Raw genomic sequence first — 16,055 nt, 5'->3', positions numbered from 1 at the left:
CGCCCGGCGCGTCACCTGCCCGGGACCGGGCACCGTTTTGCCCGCCGCCTGGTGAGTGAGTACTCTCTCACCGTGCTCACCGAGCCTGGTCGCGGACGCGACCGACTGCTTGCCGCGGCGTTGCGACTGTTCGCCGCCAAGGGGTACGCGGCCACGTCGGTGGCCGACATCCAGCGCGAATCCGGCCTGGCGCCGGGCTCGGGCGCGCTCTACAAGCACTTCGGCTCCAAACGCGAGTTGCTCGAGGCCGCGGTCGCGCACCGGATCGACAGCATCGTGGCCGCGCGGGAGCAGTACGACGCGGGACAACCGGGCAGCGTCGAGCGGGCGGTGCGCACCGCCGGGCAGCTGATCTGGAGCAACCTCAAACACAGCGAGGATCTGCTCAAAGTCATGTTGCGCGAGCCCGACGAACTCGGCGATCTCGACGAGAAGACGTGGCAGGTCATCACCGACAACGCCTACCAGCGCTTCGCCGACGAATTGGCCGCGTCGAATCGCTCCGGCCGCACCAGCATTCCCGACCCCGAAGCGGCCGCGGCCGTCGCGATCGGCTCGCTGTCCTATGCCGCGACGCTGCAAGCGCTCACCGGCCGCCTGCCCGGCAACACCGACGAAGAACGCTATTTCGAGGCATGGGTCAACCAGACGGTCAGCGTCCTGGCCCAGTATGCGAATCCCCGAAACCCTGTGAACACCAATGATTCAGGAGACCAGCTGTGACGTTTTCACTACAACTGTCCGACGACGTGATCGAAGTCCGCGACTGGGTGCACCAGTTCGCGGCCGACGTCGTCCGGCCCGCCGCCGCGGAATGGGACGAGCGCGAGGAGACACCGTGGCCGGTGATCCAGGAGGCCGCGAAGGTGGGGCTCTACTCCCCCGACCTGTTCGCCCAGCAGGCCGCCGAGCCGACGGGCCTGGGCATGCTGACGGTGTTCGAGGAATTGTTCTGGGGCGACGCCGGTATCGCCCTGTCCATCATGGGCACGGGGCTGGCCGCGGCGGCGCTGGCGGGCAACGGCACGCCTGAACAGCTGGGCCGCTGGCTGCCCGAGATGTTCGGCACCGCTGACGAACCCAAGCTGGGCGCGTTCTGTTCGTCCGAGCCGGACGCGGGTTCCGACGTCGGCGCCATCCGCACCCGGGCGCGCTACGACGAGGCGACCTCCGAGTGGGTTCTCAACGGCACCAAGACGTGGGCGACCAACGGCGGTATCGCCAACGTGCACATCGTGGTGGCGTCGGTCTACCCCGAGCTCGGCACGCGCGGGCAGGCGACCTTCGTCATCCCGGCGGGCGTCAAAGGCTTGGCGCAGGGCCAGAAATTCAAGAAGCACGGGATTCGGGCCTCCCACACCGCCGAGGTGGTGCTCGACAACGTCCGGCTGCCCGAGGACCACATCCTCGGCGGCCGGGAGAAGTTCGAAGCGCGCATCGCCCGCGTCAAATCCGGGGCCTCCGCCCGCGGGCAGGCCGCGATGAAGACCTTTGAGCGCACCCGGCCCACCGTCGGTGCGATGGCCGTCGGCGTGGCCCGGGCCGCCTACGAGTACGCGCTCGACTACGCCTGCCAGCGTGAGCAATTCGGCCGCAAGATCGGCGAGTTCCAGGCCGTGGCGTTCAAGCTCGCGGACATGAAGTGCCGCATCGACGCCGCGCGCCTGCTGGTGTGGCGCGCCGGATGGATGGCCCGCAACAACCAATCGTTCGACTCCGCGGAGGGGTCGATGGCCAAGCTGGTCGCCAGCGAAACCGCGGTCTACGTCACCGACGAGGCGATCCAGATCCTGGGCGGCAACGGGTACACCCGCGACTACCCCGTCGAGCGGATGCACCGCGACGCGAAGATCTTCACCATCTTCGAGGGCACCAGCGAGATCCAGCGCCTGGTGGTCTCCCGGGCGCTGACGGGTTTGCCTATCCGGTGACGGCGTCGCCGCCGCGCAGCGCCCCGATGCCCTCGTCCAGGGCCGCCTCCAGATAGGACAGGTCGCCGGTCGCGAGCATGATGCCGACGCCGCCCTGGATGCCGGCCAGCAGCGCCGCGGCCGATCGGTGGGCGTCGACGCGCGCGGGGATCTTGCCCTGCTCCTGCATGGAGCGGATCCCCGCGGCGATCGCGTTGTGCCACTTGGCGATCAGCTCGGCGGTGACCGCCTGGGCGCCCGTGGTGGTCCGGCCGATTTCGGACATCAGCACCGCGATCGGGCAGTTCTGGCCTTGGCGCCGATACCGGTCCACCACGACGTCCCGCCATCGCTGCCAGGCCGCCCACGACGTGAGCGCCGACAGGTGCGGCTCCTGGTCCTCGATCACCGTCTGTGACTCGAACGCGGCGACCGCCAGCAACAGCTGTTCCTTGCCGCCCGGGAAGTAGTGGAACAGCTGACTTTTCGAGGTGCGGGTGCGACCCATGACATTTTCGAGCGTGGTGAGCGCCACACCGCGTTCGCGGATCTCGGTCGCCGCGCCCTCGATGATGCGCTGGCGGGTCGCCCGCCCCTTCGCGGTCATATTTTGGACTTGCAAGTCCATTTTGGTCGGCGCAGCATGTGGACTCATGAGTCCAAACGGTACGCGGCTGTCCGGCCGCACAGCATTGGTCACCGGGTCGACCACGGGCCTGGGCGCCGCGATCGCGCACGCCCTGGCAGCCGGTGGCGCGTTCGTTCTGGTGAGCGGGCGCACCAGGTCCCGCGGCGATGCCGTCGTCGCCGAGATCCGCGCGCGTGGCGGCGAAGCCGCCTTCGTGGGCGCCGACCTCGCGGCCGGTGACGAGGAGATACGACGGCTGGCGCAGGCGGCCACCGATGCCGCCGGCGGGCGCATCGACATCCTGGTCAACAACGCGGCGACGTTGCTGATGCCCACACCCACGACCGAGATCTCCGGGCAAGAGCTTCGAGAGGCCTTCGCGGTCAACGTCTTTGCCCCCTTCCTGCTCACCGGGGTCATCGCGCCGCAGATGGCGCGCCACGGCGATGGGGCCATCGTCAACATCGGCTCCATCACCGGGCTGCGCGGATCCGCCGGCTCGGCGGTCTACAACGCCAACAAGGCCGCCATCCATTCGCTCACCAAGTCCTGGGCCGACGAGTACGGACCCGCCGGCGTCCGGGTCAATGCGGTGGCACCCGGCCCGATCGCCACCGAACGGCAGGAGGAGTACGCCGCCCACCTGGAACCCGTACTGTCGCGGCTCCCGTCACGGCGGATGAGCAGCCCGGACGAAGTGGCCGCCTCGGTGGTGTTCCTGGCCGGCGACGACGCGGCCAACATCCACGGCGCCATCCTGAGTGTCGACGGAGGCTGGGCCGCCGTGTGAGCCCCCGGCCCGTGCCGGATAGGAAACGCGACATGATGGCGGGCATGGCTACCGAGATCCGGCTGCTCGACAGTGAAGACGACCTCCTCGCCGCCGCGAATGTGTTCCGCACCGCCATGGTCGGGTTTCCGCCGCTGACCGGTCTCGAGCCCGGCCAGATCACGACGCTGCTCGAGCCGGGCCGCACCGTCGGGGCATTCGCCGACGGACAACTCGTCGGCACCGCCGACGCCGTGACGAGCCGGTTGACCCTCCCGGGCCCCGCGATCGTGGGGCATGCCGCCGTCACCCACATCGGGGTGCTGCCGTCGTTCACCCGGCAAGGCATCGCCACCGAGTTGATACGGCATCAGCTGCGCGACTTCGCCGCACGCGGAGAGGTGGTCGCGACGCTGCGAGCCTCCGAGGCGACGATCTACGGGCGCTACGGCTACGGCGTCGCCAGCTCGTCGCAATCCGTGGAGGTCCAGACCGCGCGGGCGGCGCTGCGGCGCGACGTCGGAACCGGGGGCCGGGTGCGCCTGCTCGACACCGCGCAGGCATGGGAAGTGCTGCCCCGCATCTATTCCGAGCATCGCCCCGCCCGTCCGGGAACCATCGACCGCCCGCGGGCGTGGTGGCAGGGCGTGCGGCTGCGCACCGAATCCACCGCGGGGGCCGCGTATGTCGCCGTCCACGGGGACCCGGGATCCGAATCCGGCTTCGTCCGATACCGCCCGATCGACATTGAGCGGTGGTTCGTCAGCGACCAGCGCACCATCGTGGTCGAGGATTTCTTCGCGCCCACCACCGAGGCCTACCTGGGGCTGCTGCGATTTCTGCTGGGACTCGACCTCGTTGACCGCGTGCTGTTTTGGATGCTGCCGCTCGACGATCCGCTGCCCTGGCTGGTCGACGACCGGCGCGCCGTGCGAGTCACCGCCGTGCACGACGAGACCTGGCTGCGCATCGTCGACGCCGAGGCGGCGCTGTCCGCCCGCGGCTACGGCGGCGACGGAGCGGTCACCATCGCTGTCAATGACCCTCTGCTGCCGGCCAATTCGGCGCGATTCGCCATCGCGGGCGACGGCGCGGCGGTTACCGACCGGCAACCCGACATCACCGTCGACGCGGAGGGGCTGGCCGCCGTCCTGCTGGGCGGCACCACGTGGCGCGATCTCGCGGTGGCCGGACTGGCCCGCGCCGATGATCCCGGGGCGCTGGCGGCGGCCGATCGACTGTTCGCGGTGGCCGAGGCGCCCCACGCCGGGTTCTACTTCTGACATCGGGGGTGATGCGCATGATCGTCGTCATCGGCGCGGGCATCTGCGGTCTCGCGGCGGCCTACGAGCTCTCGCGGCGCGATCACGAGGTGGTCGTGGTGGAGCGCGGACGGCCGTTCGGGGAGCAATCCGCCGGGCTGGCGCGCATATTCCGGGTCGCCCATCGCCGACCGGCGCTGTGCCGGTTGGCCCTGGCGGCCCGGGCCGGCTGGCAACGGTGGGAATCCGAGTTCGGCGCGGGGCGACTGCTGGGTGCGGAGGGCTTCATCGCCGCGAGCGCCTGCGACGACGTTGCGGCGGCGATGACTTCCGCCGGCGCGCGGTTCTCCCGGCTGGACCCGGCCGACATCGCGGCACGGATCCCCTTTGCGGTCGTGCCTTGGGAGACAGGCATTTTCGATCCGCTCGGCGGCAGCCTGCGCATCCGCCGCGCCCTGAGCGCGTTGGCCCACCGCGTCGCCATCCGGAACGCGGAGGTGTTGTCGGTGGCCGACGACGGTGCGACGACGCTCGCCGACGGCAACGTGCTGCGCGGCGACCGGGTGCTGATCTGCGCGGGGGCGCACACCCCAGACCTGTTCGGGCCACTCGGAGTTGACTTTGTCCCGCACACACGGTTCACCTACCGGGGCGCCGACGCGGTCGGCGCGGCGTGCCTGTCCGCGCCCGAGGGCTATGGGTTGCCGCTCGGCAGTACCGGCCGGTGGGCATTCGGCCAGGAGGTGGCGGACCCCGCGACCGTGCGCGCGCTGTTTCCGTCACTGTCGCCGGTGGACCAAGTGGACTGCGTCAGTGTCCGCGCCCCGTGGCTTGATGCGGGCGGCGACGGCTGGACGGTGGCGCGACGCGGTCGCGTGCTGGCATTCGTCGGCAGCAACCTCATGAAATTCGGTCCGCTGCTCGGTGAACTGCTGGCCACGGCCGTGCTCGATGACGGGACGCCCGCGGAGTTGCTGCTGGATTAACGCCCAAGAGCGGCAACGGAATCCAGACCGGCCTCGTCACCGTCAGCCGTGCGGCGCCTCGGAGATCTTTGTGTCCGGCTTTCCGAGGGTCTGGCAGTACGTCGTCACCGAAAGCCGCGTCGCGGAAATCTCCACATTGGTCGGGTCGGCGCCGCTCTTGTCCTTGAGCATCTTGCTGACTTCGTCGTTCTGCTTCTTTTCGTCCTGCGTGGTGAAGTCTTTGCATTTTGTGTCGCCGCCGGTGTTGATGACCTGTGAGGCAGAACACGCGCTGGACAGCAAGACGGAGATCGCGATCGTGGCTGCCGCAATGTACTTCATCATTTGCCTTCCTGGGTGCGAGTAGTGGTATCAGTACACCAAATCGGCTGATTTCAAACCCCTTCGCATGGGCAAGTGCGCGTAACTGGCCGGGCGATCGCGTGCGGCGGGAATAACCGACCAGGTGACATCGCGTTCTACGATCGTCGGCCGGTCGCGCTTGGGGCCCGCACGTCGGAAGGGGAAAAGATCGGTGATCTCGTCGATCGTGCGCGGCGGCCGCGGTGACCGAGTTCACCCGGGCCGGGACGCCGCCCCCGCCCGGGCCGTGTTCGTCAGCGTGTTGGCACTCCTGCTGGCGACGGGATGGGTCGCCAATCACTTCGTCGGGTTGATGCCGGTGATCAGCGACCGCGAACACCTGGGCACCGCGACCCTCGACGGCATCTTCGGCATCTACGCGCTCGGGTTACTCCCCGGGCTGCTGATCGGCGGACGCGCGTCGGACGCGTCGGGCCGCCGGCCGGTGGCGCTGGCGGGTGCGGCCGCCGCCGTGGCGGGAACCGTGGCCATGCTGCTGTCGCAACACACCGGCCCGCTACTGGCGGGGCGCCTGGTCGTCGGTGTCGGTGTCGGCCTTGCGATCAGCTCCTGCACCGCATGGGCTTCCGACCTGAGAGGGCCGGCCGGCGCCGCGACCGCCGGCGCGGTACTCACCGCCGGCTTCGCCATCGGGCCGTTCGCCGGCGGAGGCTTCGCCTGGGCCGGGGGGATTCGGGTGTCATTCGCCGTGGCCGCCGCCATTGTCGTCCTGGCGTCGCTTGCCGTCATCGTCGCGGCCGGGCCCGGTGCCGCCATGTCCGCGCCGGCACCGGCCCCCGACACGGGTCCGGCGACACCGTCGGCGCAGGGCGTGTCGCGGGCATTGAGTTGGGCCATGCCGCTCGCGCCGTGGGTATACGCCTCGGCGACACTGGGATTCGTCACCCTCCCCACCCGGTTACACACCGCTCTCGCGGCGCCGATCGCCGCCGGCACGGCCACCCTGATCGTCAACGGCGTCAGCGGAGTCGTTCAGGTACTGGCCCGCACGCGCCGGTGGGGGCCACAGACGGGCACCGCCGGCGCGGCTCTGGCCGCGATCGGCTACGCGGTGGCTGCGATGGCGCCACCGACCCTGACGCCGGCGCTCGGGTTGGCGCTGTTGTTGATCCTCGGGTGCGCCTCGGGCCTCTGCCTGCGCGAAGGCTTGATCGATCTGGAGGCCGCGGCGCCGCAACACCTGCGGGGCGCCCTGACCGGTGCGTTCTACGTCGTCACCTACGTCGGCTTCGCCGTGCCGCTGTTGCTGGCGACCGTCGATTCCGCCGTCTCGCTGTCGATCTTGTCCACCATGGCGGCGCTGGCCTTGGCGACGGCGGTCGGCAGGGCGGCGCGGCTACGACGAGACAGTCACCGCCGGAACTGATCTGACCGATCTCCGGCCGGTCATCACACCAGTTGGCGAAGCGTCTCGATGAGCTTGATCCGCTCGGCGGTCGTGGACGCGATGGGCGCCACGTTCAGCGTGGTGACCCCGGCCTCGCGGTAGGCCGCCAGACGTTCCCTGACGAACTCCCGGGTGCCGATCAGGTTGACGTCGCGCACCAGGTCGTCGGGCACCACCTTGGCGGCGCCGTCCTTGTCGCCGGCGAGGTAGAGCTCTTGGATCCGGTCGGCCTGGGGCCCGTACCCGTACTTGGTGGCAAGGGTGTGGTAGAAGTTCTTGCCCTTGGCACCCATCCCGCCGATGTAGAGGGCCAGGTGCGGTTTGACGAATTCCCTTAGCGGCTCGACGTTTTCGCCGATCGCCAGCACGGGTCCGGCATAGATGTCGAGTTCGCCTAACGCGGGGTCCCGCTTGGCGCGGCCGGCGGCCAGCGACGTCCCCCACACGTCCTGCGCCTTTTCGGGCAGGTAGAAGATCGGCTGCCAACCCTCGGCGATCTCGGCCGCCAGTTCGACGTTCTTCGGCCCCAGCGCGGCCACCAGTATCGGGATGCGCTCTCGGACAGGGGAATTGATGAGCTTGAGGGGCTTTCCGAGCCCGGTCCCCCGGTCGGCAGGCAGCGGGATTGTGTAGTGCTTGCCATAGTGGCGCACGGTCTCGCGCCGCCACACCTGGCGGCAGATATCGATGACTTCACGCGTACGGCCGATCGGGGCGTCGTAGGGCACACCGTGGAAGCCCTCGATGACCTGCGGGCCGGAGGCGCCCAGGCCGAGGGTGAACCGGCCGTCGGAGACGTAGTCGAGGCCGGCCGCGGTCATCGCGGTCAGGGTGGGCGTTCGGGTGTAGAGCTGCAGGATGCCCGACGCCAGCTCGACCCGTTGCGTGCTTGCCGCCAGATAGCCGAGCGCGCTCACCGCGTCGAACGAATACGCCTCGGGGACAAACACAATGTCGAGCCCGGCGCGTTCCAGGTCGGCCACTTCGGCGGCCACGTCCTTGAATCCGCCCGCATAGTTGACGCTCAATCCAATCCGCATGGTCACTACTTCTACGCGGTGCCGGATTGATTGGCCAATTCGAGCGCCTCTTGTTGGATGCGGTCGAACTGGGCTCCCATCGCCTCCGACAGCGCCGTCGCGCCCGACAGCGGGCGCACCATCACCATGAAGTCGTCGATGAGTCCGTCCTCGTTGAAATGCAGGAAATCGCAGCCGGTGATCTTCACCCCCGGCGCCCCGACGAGCCCCGTCTCGAAGACGAGGGCGTGGTCGCGGCCACCCGCGTCATGGATCTCTCGGATGTAGCGGAAGTTCTCGAAGACGCGCAGGACACCGCGCAATATGGCGGCGGTGATCGGCTTGCCGACGTACGGCTTGAACGCCACCGGGCTGGTGAAGACCACCGTGTCGGCCAGCATCGCCTGGATGGCCTGTTCGTCGCGCTCTTCGACTGCTTTACGGAACGGGTGCATCAGCGACCTCGCATAGTCAACTTGTTGAGTAATGCGCTCGACGCTAAAGCCCCCGCCCCAGGAAGTCCAGGGTGCGATTGGTCACCTTGTTGACTAGTCGCATTGTTGTATGATCTGCCGGTGTCGCTGCGTGACGCGGTGTTGGCAGCCCTTCTCGAGGGCGAGTCGTCGGGCTACGACCTGGCCAAGGGTTTCGACGCCTCGGTCGCGAACTTCTGGCCGGCCACCCCGCAGCAGCTGTATCGCGAACTGGATCGACTCGCCGAGCAGGGCCTGATCCGCGCGCGAGTCGTGCGCCAAGAACGCCGGCCCAACAAGCGGATGTTCTCGCTGACCGCCGCCGGGCGCGAGGCGATCCGGCAATTCACCGCGAAGTCGCCGAGACCCTCGGTGATCCGCGACGAGCTGTTGGTCAAGGTTCAAGCCGCCGACGCCGGAGACATGCCGGCAGTGCGCGGGGCCATCCTCGAACGTCTGGAATGGGCGCGCGCCAAAGTGCAGCGCTACGAACGGTTGCGGGCGCGCATGGTGGACGGCCGCAGCGAAGAGAAGTACCTGACCGAGGCCGAGCGGGTCGGTCCTTACCTGACGCTGATCCGTGGAATCTCGTTCGAGGAAGAGAACATCCGATGGGCCGAGCACGCCCTGGCCATCATCGAACGGCGCATGTCGGGCTGAGATAGTTCAGCGTTCGCGGACCGCGGTGAAGAATTTGGTGCGCAGCAACCGATCGAAGACCGCCGGCAGCTCGTGGAACGGCCGTCCATATTCGGCAGCCGCCTTTTCGACCAGATCCACGCCGGCGACGCGCCAATGCCGCTGGGCCAGAAAATCTTTGGTGTCGGTGCGCGCATCGTCGTACCACAGTTCGGCGACCGGCGGCTGACCGGTGTCTTGGCTGATGGTGGGGACGTTGTTGGCGAATTCCTGCAACTCGCCCGGGGCGGGGCCGAGCTCGGCGGCCAGGTGGCTGCCGGGAGCGGACAACTCGTGCAGCCTTTCGAACAGCGCATCCTGGGCCGCCCCGGGCAGATACGGCAGCAGGCCCTCGAGCGCCCACGCGCTCGGTTGACCGGGGTCGAAGCCCGCCGCGATCAGCGCCCCCGCCCAGTCGTCCCGCAGATCGGTGCCGACGGTGACGCGCCCCGTCGACGGCACGGCGCCCCGCCGGTCGAGGACCTGTTGCTTGAAGTCGAGCACCCTCGGCTGATCGACTTCGTAAACCGTATGACCCGAGGGCCATTCCAGTCGGTACGCGCGCGAATCCAATCCGGCCGCCAAGATGACCGCCTGGCGCGTCCCCGAGCGGCCGGCGTGAGCGAAAAACTCGTCGAAGAACCGCGTCCGCACCCCCACCCACTGCGCGTTGAAGGCCGCGGCGCTGCTCATATCGGCGTTATCAACGGCCGCAATCAGATTCGGCTCACCGGCGGCGGCGACGAAGCCGGCGGCGAAGTCGTCGTTGGCCAGCGGCGGGCGCAGCCCGGCATCGAGGGCCCGCGCCGCACACACCGCCAAGGCGGTGAAGCCGACGCTTGTCACGATGTCCCAGGTATCGCCGGCGCTTCGGGCCACAACGGCCTCCCCTCAATCATCGGTGATGACGTGAAATAATTCGTTCGCACAGCTAACGATACAGTACGCCGCCGAGCGCGGCCGTTAGCCTGAGGAATGACCGATTACCGCTCGCCCTCGACCGGCCGGGCAATACGTGCCGTTCTGTTCGACACGTTCGGAACGGTCGTCGACTGGCGCTCCGGGATCGCCGCCTCGGTGCGGGATTTCGCGCAGCGCCACCACCTGCGCCTCGATCCGGAGGTATTCGCGCTGGAGTGGCGCAGCAGGTACCTGCCCTCGATGTCCGAAATCCACACCGGTGCGCGGGGGTTCGTGTCTTTGGATGTTCTGCATCGCGAAAACCTCGTCGCCTCCCTCGAGAAGTTCGACATCGCCGACGGCGCGCTGCCCGACGACGAGGTGGAGGCCCTCGCCCGGTCGTGGCGCTGGCTGCCACCGTGGCCGGACAGCGTCGCCGGCATCGCGGCCATGAAGCGACGCGTCATCGTCGGTCCGCTGTCCAACGGCAACACGGGTCTGCTGGTCGAGATGGCGAAGTACGCGGGCCTGCCGTGGGATGTGGTACTCGGTTCCGACGTCAGCCAGGCCTACAAGCCCGACCCGCGCGCGTACCAGACTCCCGCGCGGTTGCTGGGTTTGGAACCCGGCGAGGTGATGCTGGTGGCGGCGCACACCGCCGATCTCGAGGCGGCCCGCAACAGCGGGCTGGCGACCGGTTTCGTCGCGCGTCCACAGGAGTACGGGCCGGGCCAGGTATTTGACCCGGCGCCCGCGGGCGACTGGGATGTCTCGGGCACGTCGCTGGTCGAGGTGGCGCGGGCGCTGTTCGGTGCCCCGGCCAAATCTTGAACCACCGTATTTCGAAGAAGTTGCGCGACAGTTACTTCCAAGCGAAAACCGGCTGTTCGAGCCCGGCGACCGGGTCGTTACGGCCTTCCAGTCCCAGCCATCGCAGCTGCAGGAGCACCGCGCCGGTAGGCGCGTGGATCAGGTCGCCCCCCAACGGAATCTGCACCACCGGCCGCGGGCTCTCCGGGATGGCGATGAACCGCGGCGAATCGTCGCGCTGCAGTTGGTGCAGGCCCACCCGGTACACCGCGACGACCTCGTCGGGAGACGGGCGCGGATCCAGGCGCCCGCCGCCCCAAATCACTACCGGCGTAATGACATATCCGGAGCGGGTCGGGTAGTCGTCGAGCAGACCCAGCACGGTCGCCTCGGGCAAATCGATCCCGACCTCCTCGCGCAATTCCCGCAGCGCGGCCTCGACCACGGTCTCGCCGGGGTCGAGGCGGCCACCGGGAAAGGCCCACTGCGCGGCGTGCGAGTTGAGTCGAGAAGCCCTGCGGCACAGCAGGAAAGCCGCTCCGCCGGACACGTCGACCATGCGCCCGTCGAGGCCGGCCGCCGGGAGCCCTCGATCGGCGTTCCAGTCGTCGACCGGCGCCGGATCCACCCTGTCCTCCCCGACATCGGAGTCAACCAGCACCACCGCCACCGCGGCGTGCCGCTTGGTCGGATCGGCCACGATCCGGCGCTGATGACCGGCCAGATTGCTCCGGATCCGCTCGTGTAGTACCTGGTCATAGGGGATGGTCACCTCTCGAGCCTAGGCCGGGGCGCTCAGCTCGCATGCTTGGTGCCCGCCCACAACCAGTGGTTAACTGCGAGCATGCGACGACAACCCGAGCTGGCCCGACGCTTCTTCGATCGCTACGAGCCGGTGCATGCGGTGACGTATTTCGCGCCCGAGGCCCGGGCGGCACTCGACGCGTTGGGTTACCGCGGCTTCTGGATGGGCTATTTCGCGGCCCGCTCGGCGCCGCTGGGGACGGTGCCTCGCGAGGTGGTGACCTCGGTCTTCTATAACTTCGCGCCCGAACGGGTTGCCAAGGCGCTGCCGGCGGCGTGGGACATCGCGGGTCCGCAGGACGCGTTGCGGGCGCGCCAGGAATCCGCGGTGGCGGCGCTGCGCCGCTACGGCCTCGGCGCGGACGAAAACGTCCGCGTGGCAGCCGAACTCGCCGGGAAGGCGGCGCGCCACGCGCCGCTCGATGCCCGCCCGCTGTTCGCCGCGAATCTCGCGCTGCCCTGGCCCGACGATCCGCTGGCCGCGCTGTGGCACGCCACGACGCTGCTGCGCGAACACCGCGGAGACGCTCACGTGGCGGTGCTGGCCGCAGCCGGCGTCTCCGGCCGCGAATCCAACGTCTTACACGCCGCGGCGGGCAACGTCTCGCGCGACTACATCGCCCGCACCCGCGACTACGACGAGGGCGCATGGCGTCATCACGAACAGCGCCTCGCCGCACGCGGGCTGCTCGCCGACGACGGCACGTTGACCGCCGCGGGGCGCGAACTCAAGGACCACATCGAGTCCACCACCGACGCGCTTTCCCTGTCGGCGCTCGACGCGCTCAGCGATGACGAGGTGGAAAGCCTGTTCGGGGCGCTGTCGCCCATCACCCGCGCCGTGGTCGCTGCCGGCGATATCCCCGCCGCGACCCCGACGACGTTGCGTCGCGACGAATTACACGATGACAACGCCCATTTGGTGAGCCGATGAGCGCCCCGCGGGTACCCGGCGGGGTGGTGCACAAGCTGCCCGCCGACCTGCGCGAGTCGCTGACCGCCAACGCCACTGCGCTGGCCGCCTGGAACGACATCACACCGCTGGCCCGAAACGAGTTCATCTGCTGGGTCGAAGATGCCAAGCAGGAGGCCACCCGGGCGCGCCGCATCCGCCGCACCAACGAGGAGTTGGAGGAAGGCAAACGCCGGCCGTGCTGCTGGCCGGGCTGCAAACACCGCGAACGCACCGGCAAATAGGCGGCCGAAAGCTAGCGGGCCAACGGTTTATAGAAGACCAAGCCGTTGCCCTTGTTGTCATACACCACGGCGCGTCGCTCGTGGGCATCGTCGTAGGGGCCCTTCACGATGCCACCGCCGCTTTTTTCGACGGCCTTCGCCGCGGCGTCGACGTCCGCGGTCTTGATGCCGACGACGACCTGCCCCGGGATCGGGTGGTCGACCGCCGTCGCCAGCGCCAACGTGACCGGGCCCGCATCGAGGGCCGCGAAGTGCGCCCCGTCGCGGAACTTCAACGGCATGCCCAGCGTTTCGCTGTAGAACCGGATGGACTCGTCCAAGTCGTCGGTCGACAGGATGATCATCTTTGCTTCGTGCTCGCTCATGGCGCCTCCCTATGGCCGGATCGCCACCAGCGGCCCGCTCACGTGGCGCCGGACGGAACCGGTTGGCCCTCAGCGTAATCCATGGGCGGCGCCTCGCCATGTCCCGCACCGCGGTAGGCCACGGCGGTGGCCAGCGCCGAACCACCCTCGATGGTGCCCACCACAACCACTCGGTCGTTGACGGTGAATCGTGGTGCCGCGACGGCGGGTTGGCTGCCGCGGTGGGTGATGACGGTGGTCTCCGGGGTGAAGCGATAGGTCTGGGTGTAGCCGTCGGCGCTGCGCATGGTCACCGAGTCCACCGTCACGGCGATCACGGTGCCCTCCTGCTTCACCGGCTGCGAGATCGTCGGCGGCCCCACATCGGCGACGACGGTTCGCTTGTCGGCGTGAACCCCGTTGAGCACCAACGCCGTCAGGCAGGCCGCGCACAGCAGTGCGGCGCACGCGAGGTCGCATGCCTTCGCCGCACCCGACAGACCGCGCCGCTGACCTCGATCCGACGGCATCGGGATTTGCTCCGGCGACTCCGGCATGCGGTGTTTGGCGGCCACGACCCGTCCTTCCCGCGGCTTGCGCCGAAAGACATCGACACCTACCGAATCAGGTTGTTGCCGTGGAATTACCCGCCGTGTTATGCCGGTAAACCGGACCCCGCGCGAACGAGGGAGCCGGGGACGGGCGTCAGCCCTTGGTCAGCGTGAACTGCGCGACGTCGGTGTAGCCCTCACGGAACAGGTCCGCGCAGCCGGTCAGGTATTTCATGTACCGGTCGTAGACCTCTTCGGACTGAATCTCGATGGCCTCGTCGCGGCGCGCCTCGAGTGCGGCCGCCCAGGTGTCGAGGGTGCGGGCGTAGTGCAGGCGCAGCGGCTGCACCAGCTTCACCCCGAAGCCGGCACGCTGGGCGTGCTCGACGACACCCTTGGCCTGGGGAAGGTCCCCGCCCGGGAAGATCTCGTCCATGATGAATTTCATGAAGCGCAGCTTTGTCATGGTGATGGGCAGCCCGCGCTCGGCGAACTCTTCGTCGCTCGGCTTGATGATGGTGTGCAGCATCATCACGCCGTCCGCCGGGAGCGCGTCGTAGGCCGTCTTGAAGAAATCGTCGTAGCGGTCACGCCCGAAGTGCTCGAAGGCGCCGATCGACACGATGCGGTCGACTTTCTCGTCGAACTGCTCCCAGCCCTGCAACAGCACCCGCTTGGACCGCGCCGACGGATGCGCGTCGAGGCGGCGCTGCACGTGCGCCTGCTGGTTGCGGCTCAGCGTGAGCCCGACGACGTTGACGTCGTAGCGCTCGAGCGCGCGGACGATGGTCGTGCCCCAGCCGCAGCCGACGTCGAGCAATGTCATGCCCGGCTGCAATCCCAGCTTGCCCAGCGAAAGGTCGACCTTGGCGAACTGCGCCTCTTCCAGCGTCATGTCCTCGCGCTCGAAGTAGGCGCAGCTGTAGGTCCGCGTCGGATCCAGGAAAAGCGCGAAGAACTCGTCGGACAGGTCGTAGTGCGCTTGTACGTCCTCGAAATGCGGTTCCAAGCTGACGGCATCGCCGGGATTTTCGGACAAGGCACAACCTCTGACTTATTCATATCGGGTTCAACGGCGCGATCGCATCGATCGCCGCACGGACGCCCCAGTGTATCCGGCCGGCTCACCGCGCCCTTCCGGCGAGTTCCTTCAGCGGCACCGCGCCCCCGAATTGGCACAGAACCCGCCAGATGGCTTACGTCGGCGCAAATTCAGTAAACGCCTGCGGCGCACCCTAACTCGGCAACGCCCGCCATTGCAGTGCCGATCGGGGTCGTTATTTCGACCCCATAACCGGGTAAGACGGGGCTGACGTTCTTTAATGATGTCGAACGCGCGCTAACCAGCCGGGTGACCGGCATCAGAGAGGCGGAGGCTCACCGATGGCCGACATCACCATGTTGATCCTCGCCGACCACGACTGGTTCCGCGAACAGTTCGCCCGGCTGGATTACCTGCAGGCACAGCAGCCCACCGACCGCGCCGGGCTGCGCCAGGTGTGGCGGCCGCTCGCCGACAAGCTCGACGTGCACGCCTACATCGAGGAAAAGATCTTCTACCCGCAGCTGCTCAAACGGGGCGGCGACGACGCCGAAGGCGAGACTCTCGACGCCATCGGCGACCACAACGACATTCGCGACGGGGTGCGCGACGCCGAGGCCGCCGAACTCGGCAGCGAGCAGTGGTGGGCGGCGGTCGGGCGGACCCGGGAGGCCAATGACGATCACATGGGTGAAGAGGAGCGAGAAGGGCTGTCGGACTTCCGCCGCAACGCCCCGATCGGCCTCCGCGAAGCGCTCGGGCGCCAATACAGCGAGTTCATGGCCGAGCACCCGACCACCGAGGGCTTGCCGATCACCGACCAGGACCCGCGCCGCTACGTCGAGCAGGCGGAGGCCTCCCAGCCCAAGCCCGCCGATTTCTCGTTGCGCATCGGCAGCCTGAAGGGCCAGTGACGTGCGCCCATGACCGGG

20 protein-coding genes are annotated in these 16,055 nt (G+C 68.5%); 11 read left to right on the top strand and 9 right to left on the bottom strand.

Annotated elements, in window-relative coordinates:
* Positions 1–72 precede the first annotated feature (72 nt).
* Entirely contained in the window at positions 73–723 is a 651-nt protein-coding gene (locus tag ACZ50Z_RS23245; RefSeq protein WP_464485663.1) for a TetR/AcrR family transcriptional regulator, read from the top strand.
* Positions 720–1,931, top strand: a complete 1,212-nt coding sequence (locus ACZ50Z_RS23240) for an acyl-CoA dehydrogenase family protein (protein WP_163714347.1) — start codon at positions 720–722, stop codon at positions 1,929–1,931. Before ACZ50Z_RS23245 ends, ACZ50Z_RS23240 begins: the two co-directional genes overlap by 4 nt.
* Here the strand turns inward: ACZ50Z_RS23240 and ACZ50Z_RS23235 are convergent.
* Positions 1,921–2,538, bottom strand: a complete 618-nt coding sequence (locus ACZ50Z_RS23235; protein WP_464486369.1) for a TetR/AcrR family transcriptional regulator — start codon at positions 2,536–2,538, stop codon at positions 1,921–1,923. The two genes, ACZ50Z_RS23240 and ACZ50Z_RS23235, sit on opposite strands and share 11 nt — an antisense overlap.
* 25 nt (positions 2,539–2,563) lie before the next feature.
* On the opposite strand from ACZ50Z_RS23235, the gene ACZ50Z_RS23230 reads away from it, so the two are divergent.
* Genes ACZ50Z_RS23230 through ACZ50Z_RS23220 form a run of 3 tightly spaced genes read left to right on the top strand, consistent with a single transcriptional unit; the run spans position 2,564 to position 5,555 of the window.
* The gene (locus ACZ50Z_RS23230; RefSeq protein WP_464485662.1) at positions 2,564–3,328 is read left to right on the top strand and encodes an SDR family NAD(P)-dependent oxidoreductase; all 765 of its coding nucleotides are present in this window, start codon (positions 2,564–2,566) and stop codon (positions 3,326–3,328) included.
* Positions 3,329–3,372: 44 nt separating this feature from the next.
* Complete coding sequence (locus ACZ50Z_RS23225) at positions 3,373–4,590, top strand: GNAT family N-acetyltransferase (RefSeq protein WP_464485661.1); 1,218 nt, start codon at positions 3,373–3,375, stop codon at positions 4,588–4,590.
* A 17-nt stretch (positions 4,591–4,607) separates the two neighbouring features.
* Positions 4,608–5,555 (top strand): NAD(P)/FAD-dependent oxidoreductase, encoded by a 948-nt coding sequence (locus ACZ50Z_RS23220; protein ID WP_464485660.1) that lies wholly within the window; start codon positions 4,608–4,610, stop codon positions 5,553–5,555.
* A 42-nt stretch (positions 5,556–5,597) separates the two neighbouring features.
* Here the strand turns inward: ACZ50Z_RS23220 and ACZ50Z_RS23215 are convergent, their stop codons facing one another.
* Entirely contained in the window at positions 5,598–5,879 is a 282-nt protein-coding gene (locus ACZ50Z_RS23215; protein WP_067102654.1) for a hypothetical protein, read from the bottom strand.
* A 190-nt stretch (positions 5,880–6,069) separates the two neighbouring features.
* Between ACZ50Z_RS23215 and ACZ50Z_RS23210 the strand changes: the two genes are divergently transcribed.
* Positions 6,070–7,284, top strand: coding sequence for an MFS transporter (locus ACZ50Z_RS23210; RefSeq protein ID WP_464485659.1), 1,215 nt, complete (start codon positions 6,070–6,072; stop codon positions 7,282–7,284).
* A gap of 23 nt (positions 7,285–7,307) precedes the next feature.
* Here ACZ50Z_RS23210 and ACZ50Z_RS23205 read toward each other — a convergent pair whose 3' ends face one another.
* Entirely contained in the window at positions 7,308–8,345 is a 1,038-nt protein-coding gene (locus tag ACZ50Z_RS23205; protein ID WP_464485658.1) for an LLM class F420-dependent oxidoreductase, read from the bottom strand.
* An 11-nt stretch (positions 8,346–8,356) separates the two neighbouring features.
* A complete protein-coding gene (locus ACZ50Z_RS23200; RefSeq protein ID WP_464485657.1) occupies positions 8,357–8,779 on the bottom strand; it encodes a nuclear transport factor 2 family protein in 423 nt (140 codons plus the stop codon).
* Between the two features lie 120 nt (positions 8,780–8,899).
* On the opposite strand from ACZ50Z_RS23200, the gene ACZ50Z_RS23195 reads away from it, so the two are divergent.
* The gene (locus tag ACZ50Z_RS23195) at positions 8,900–9,457 is read left to right on the top strand and encodes a PadR family transcriptional regulator (RefSeq protein WP_464485656.1); all 558 of its coding nucleotides are present in this window, start codon (positions 8,900–8,902) and stop codon (positions 9,455–9,457) included.
* A gap of 6 nt (positions 9,458–9,463) precedes the next feature.
* Here ACZ50Z_RS23195 and ACZ50Z_RS23190 read toward each other — a convergent pair whose 3' ends face one another.
* Positions 9,464–10,354, bottom strand: coding sequence for an SAM-dependent methyltransferase (locus ACZ50Z_RS23190; RefSeq protein WP_464485655.1), 891 nt, complete (start codon positions 10,352–10,354; stop codon positions 9,464–9,466).
* A 96-nt stretch (positions 10,355–10,450) separates the two neighbouring features.
* Between ACZ50Z_RS23190 and ACZ50Z_RS23185 the strand changes: the two genes are divergently transcribed.
* Complete coding sequence (locus ACZ50Z_RS23185; RefSeq protein ID WP_464485654.1) at positions 10,451–11,206, top strand: haloacid dehalogenase type II; 756 nt, start codon at positions 10,451–10,453, stop codon at positions 11,204–11,206.
* A 31-nt stretch (positions 11,207–11,237) separates the two neighbouring features.
* Here ACZ50Z_RS23185 and ACZ50Z_RS23180 read toward each other — a convergent pair whose 3' ends face one another.
* On the bottom strand, positions 11,238–11,957 hold the full coding sequence (locus tag ACZ50Z_RS23180; RefSeq protein WP_464485653.1) for an NUDIX hydrolase: 720 nt from the start codon (positions 11,955–11,957) through the stop codon (positions 11,238–11,240).
* Between the two features lie 72 nt (positions 11,958–12,029).
* On the opposite strand from ACZ50Z_RS23180, the gene ACZ50Z_RS23175 reads away from it, so the two are divergent.
* Positions 12,030–12,923 carry an SCO6745 family protein gene (locus ACZ50Z_RS23175; protein ID WP_464485652.1) on the top strand — a complete coding sequence of 298 codons (894 nt, stop codon included), beginning with the start codon at positions 12,030–12,032 and terminating at the stop codon, positions 12,921–12,923.
* On the top strand, positions 12,920–13,186 hold the full coding sequence (locus ACZ50Z_RS23170) for a YdeI/OmpD-associated family protein (protein WP_464485651.1): 267 nt from the start codon (positions 12,920–12,922) through the stop codon (positions 13,184–13,186). The genes ACZ50Z_RS23175 and ACZ50Z_RS23170 overlap by 4 nt, the downstream gene beginning before the upstream one ends.
* An 11-nt stretch (positions 13,187–13,197) precedes the next feature.
* On the opposite strand, the gene ACZ50Z_RS23165 is transcribed toward ACZ50Z_RS23170, so the two are convergent.
* The 3 genes from ACZ50Z_RS23165 to ACZ50Z_RS23155 all read right to left on the bottom strand — a co-directional run bounded on the left by ACZ50Z_RS23165 (position 13,198) and on the right by ACZ50Z_RS23155 (position 15,120).
* Positions 13,198–13,551, bottom strand: coding sequence for a VOC family protein (locus tag ACZ50Z_RS23165; protein WP_464485650.1), 354 nt, complete (start codon positions 13,549–13,551; stop codon positions 13,198–13,200).
* Positions 13,552–13,589: 38 nt separating this feature from the next.
* A complete protein-coding gene (locus ACZ50Z_RS23160; protein ID WP_464485649.1) occupies positions 13,590–14,105 on the bottom strand; it encodes a hypothetical protein in 516 nt (171 codons plus the stop codon).
* Positions 14,106–14,235: 130 nt separating this feature from the next.
* Positions 14,236–15,120, bottom strand: a complete 885-nt coding sequence (locus tag ACZ50Z_RS23155; RefSeq protein ID WP_464485648.1) for a cyclopropane mycolic acid synthase family methyltransferase — start codon at positions 15,118–15,120, stop codon at positions 14,236–14,238.
* Between the two features lie 344 nt (positions 15,121–15,464).
* Between ACZ50Z_RS23155 and ACZ50Z_RS23150 the strand changes: the two genes are divergently transcribed.
* Entirely contained in the window at positions 15,465–16,037 is a 573-nt protein-coding gene (locus ACZ50Z_RS23150) for a hemerythrin domain-containing protein (RefSeq protein WP_464485647.1), read from the top strand.
* Positions 16,038–16,055: the final 18 nt, after the last annotated feature.

Source organism: Mycobacterium sp. NTMscope_MAC_269 (assembly GCF_976985695.1).
Note: the sequence above shows the minus strand (reverse complement) of the source record. Positions and strands in the feature narration are given on the sequence as shown.

What these genes read in the sequence shown, in the direction of transcription:
- ACZ50Z_RS23235 (WP_464486369.1), bottom strand. Translation starts at nt 2,538, where the DNA reads ATGGACTTGCAAGTCCAAAATATGACCGCGAAGGGGCGGGCGACCCGC.
- ACZ50Z_RS23225 (WP_464485661.1), top strand. Translation starts at nt 3,373, where the DNA reads ATGGCTACCGAGATCCGGCTGCTCGACAGTGAAGACGACCTCCTCGCC.
- ACZ50Z_RS23175 (WP_464485652.1), top strand. Translation starts at nt 12,030, where the DNA reads ATGCGACGACAACCCGAGCTGGCCCGACGCTTCTTCGATCGCTACGAG.
- ACZ50Z_RS23220 (WP_464485660.1), top strand. Translation starts at nt 4,608, where the DNA reads ATGATCGTCGTCATCGGCGCGGGCATCTGCGGTCTCGCGGCGGCCTAC.
- ACZ50Z_RS23170 (WP_464485651.1), top strand. Translation starts at nt 12,920, where the DNA reads ATGAGCGCCCCGCGGGTACCCGGCGGGGTGGTGCACAAGCTGCCCGCC.
- ACZ50Z_RS23205 (WP_464485658.1), bottom strand. Translation starts at nt 8,345, where the DNA reads ATGCGGATTGGATTGAGCGTCAACTATGCGGGCGGATTCAAGGACGTG.
- ACZ50Z_RS23230 (WP_464485662.1), top strand. Translation starts at nt 2,564, where the DNA reads ATGAGTCCAAACGGTACGCGGCTGTCCGGCCGCACAGCATTGGTCACC.
- ACZ50Z_RS23215 (WP_067102654.1), bottom strand. Translation starts at nt 5,879, where the DNA reads ATGATGAAGTACATTGCGGCAGCCACGATCGCGATCTCCGTCTTGCTG.
- ACZ50Z_RS23165 (WP_464485650.1), bottom strand. Translation starts at nt 13,551, where the DNA reads ATGAGCGAGCACGAAGCAAAGATGATCATCCTGTCGACCGACGACTTG.
- ACZ50Z_RS23150 (WP_464485647.1), top strand. Translation starts at nt 15,465, where the DNA reads ATGGCCGACATCACCATGTTGATCCTCGCCGACCACGACTGGTTCCGC.
- ACZ50Z_RS23185 (WP_464485654.1), top strand. Translation starts at nt 10,451, where the DNA reads ATGACCGATTACCGCTCGCCCTCGACCGGCCGGGCAATACGTGCCGTT.
- ACZ50Z_RS23200 (WP_464485657.1), bottom strand. Translation starts at nt 8,779, where the DNA reads ATGCACCCGTTCCGTAAAGCAGTCGAAGAGCGCGACGAACAGGCCATC.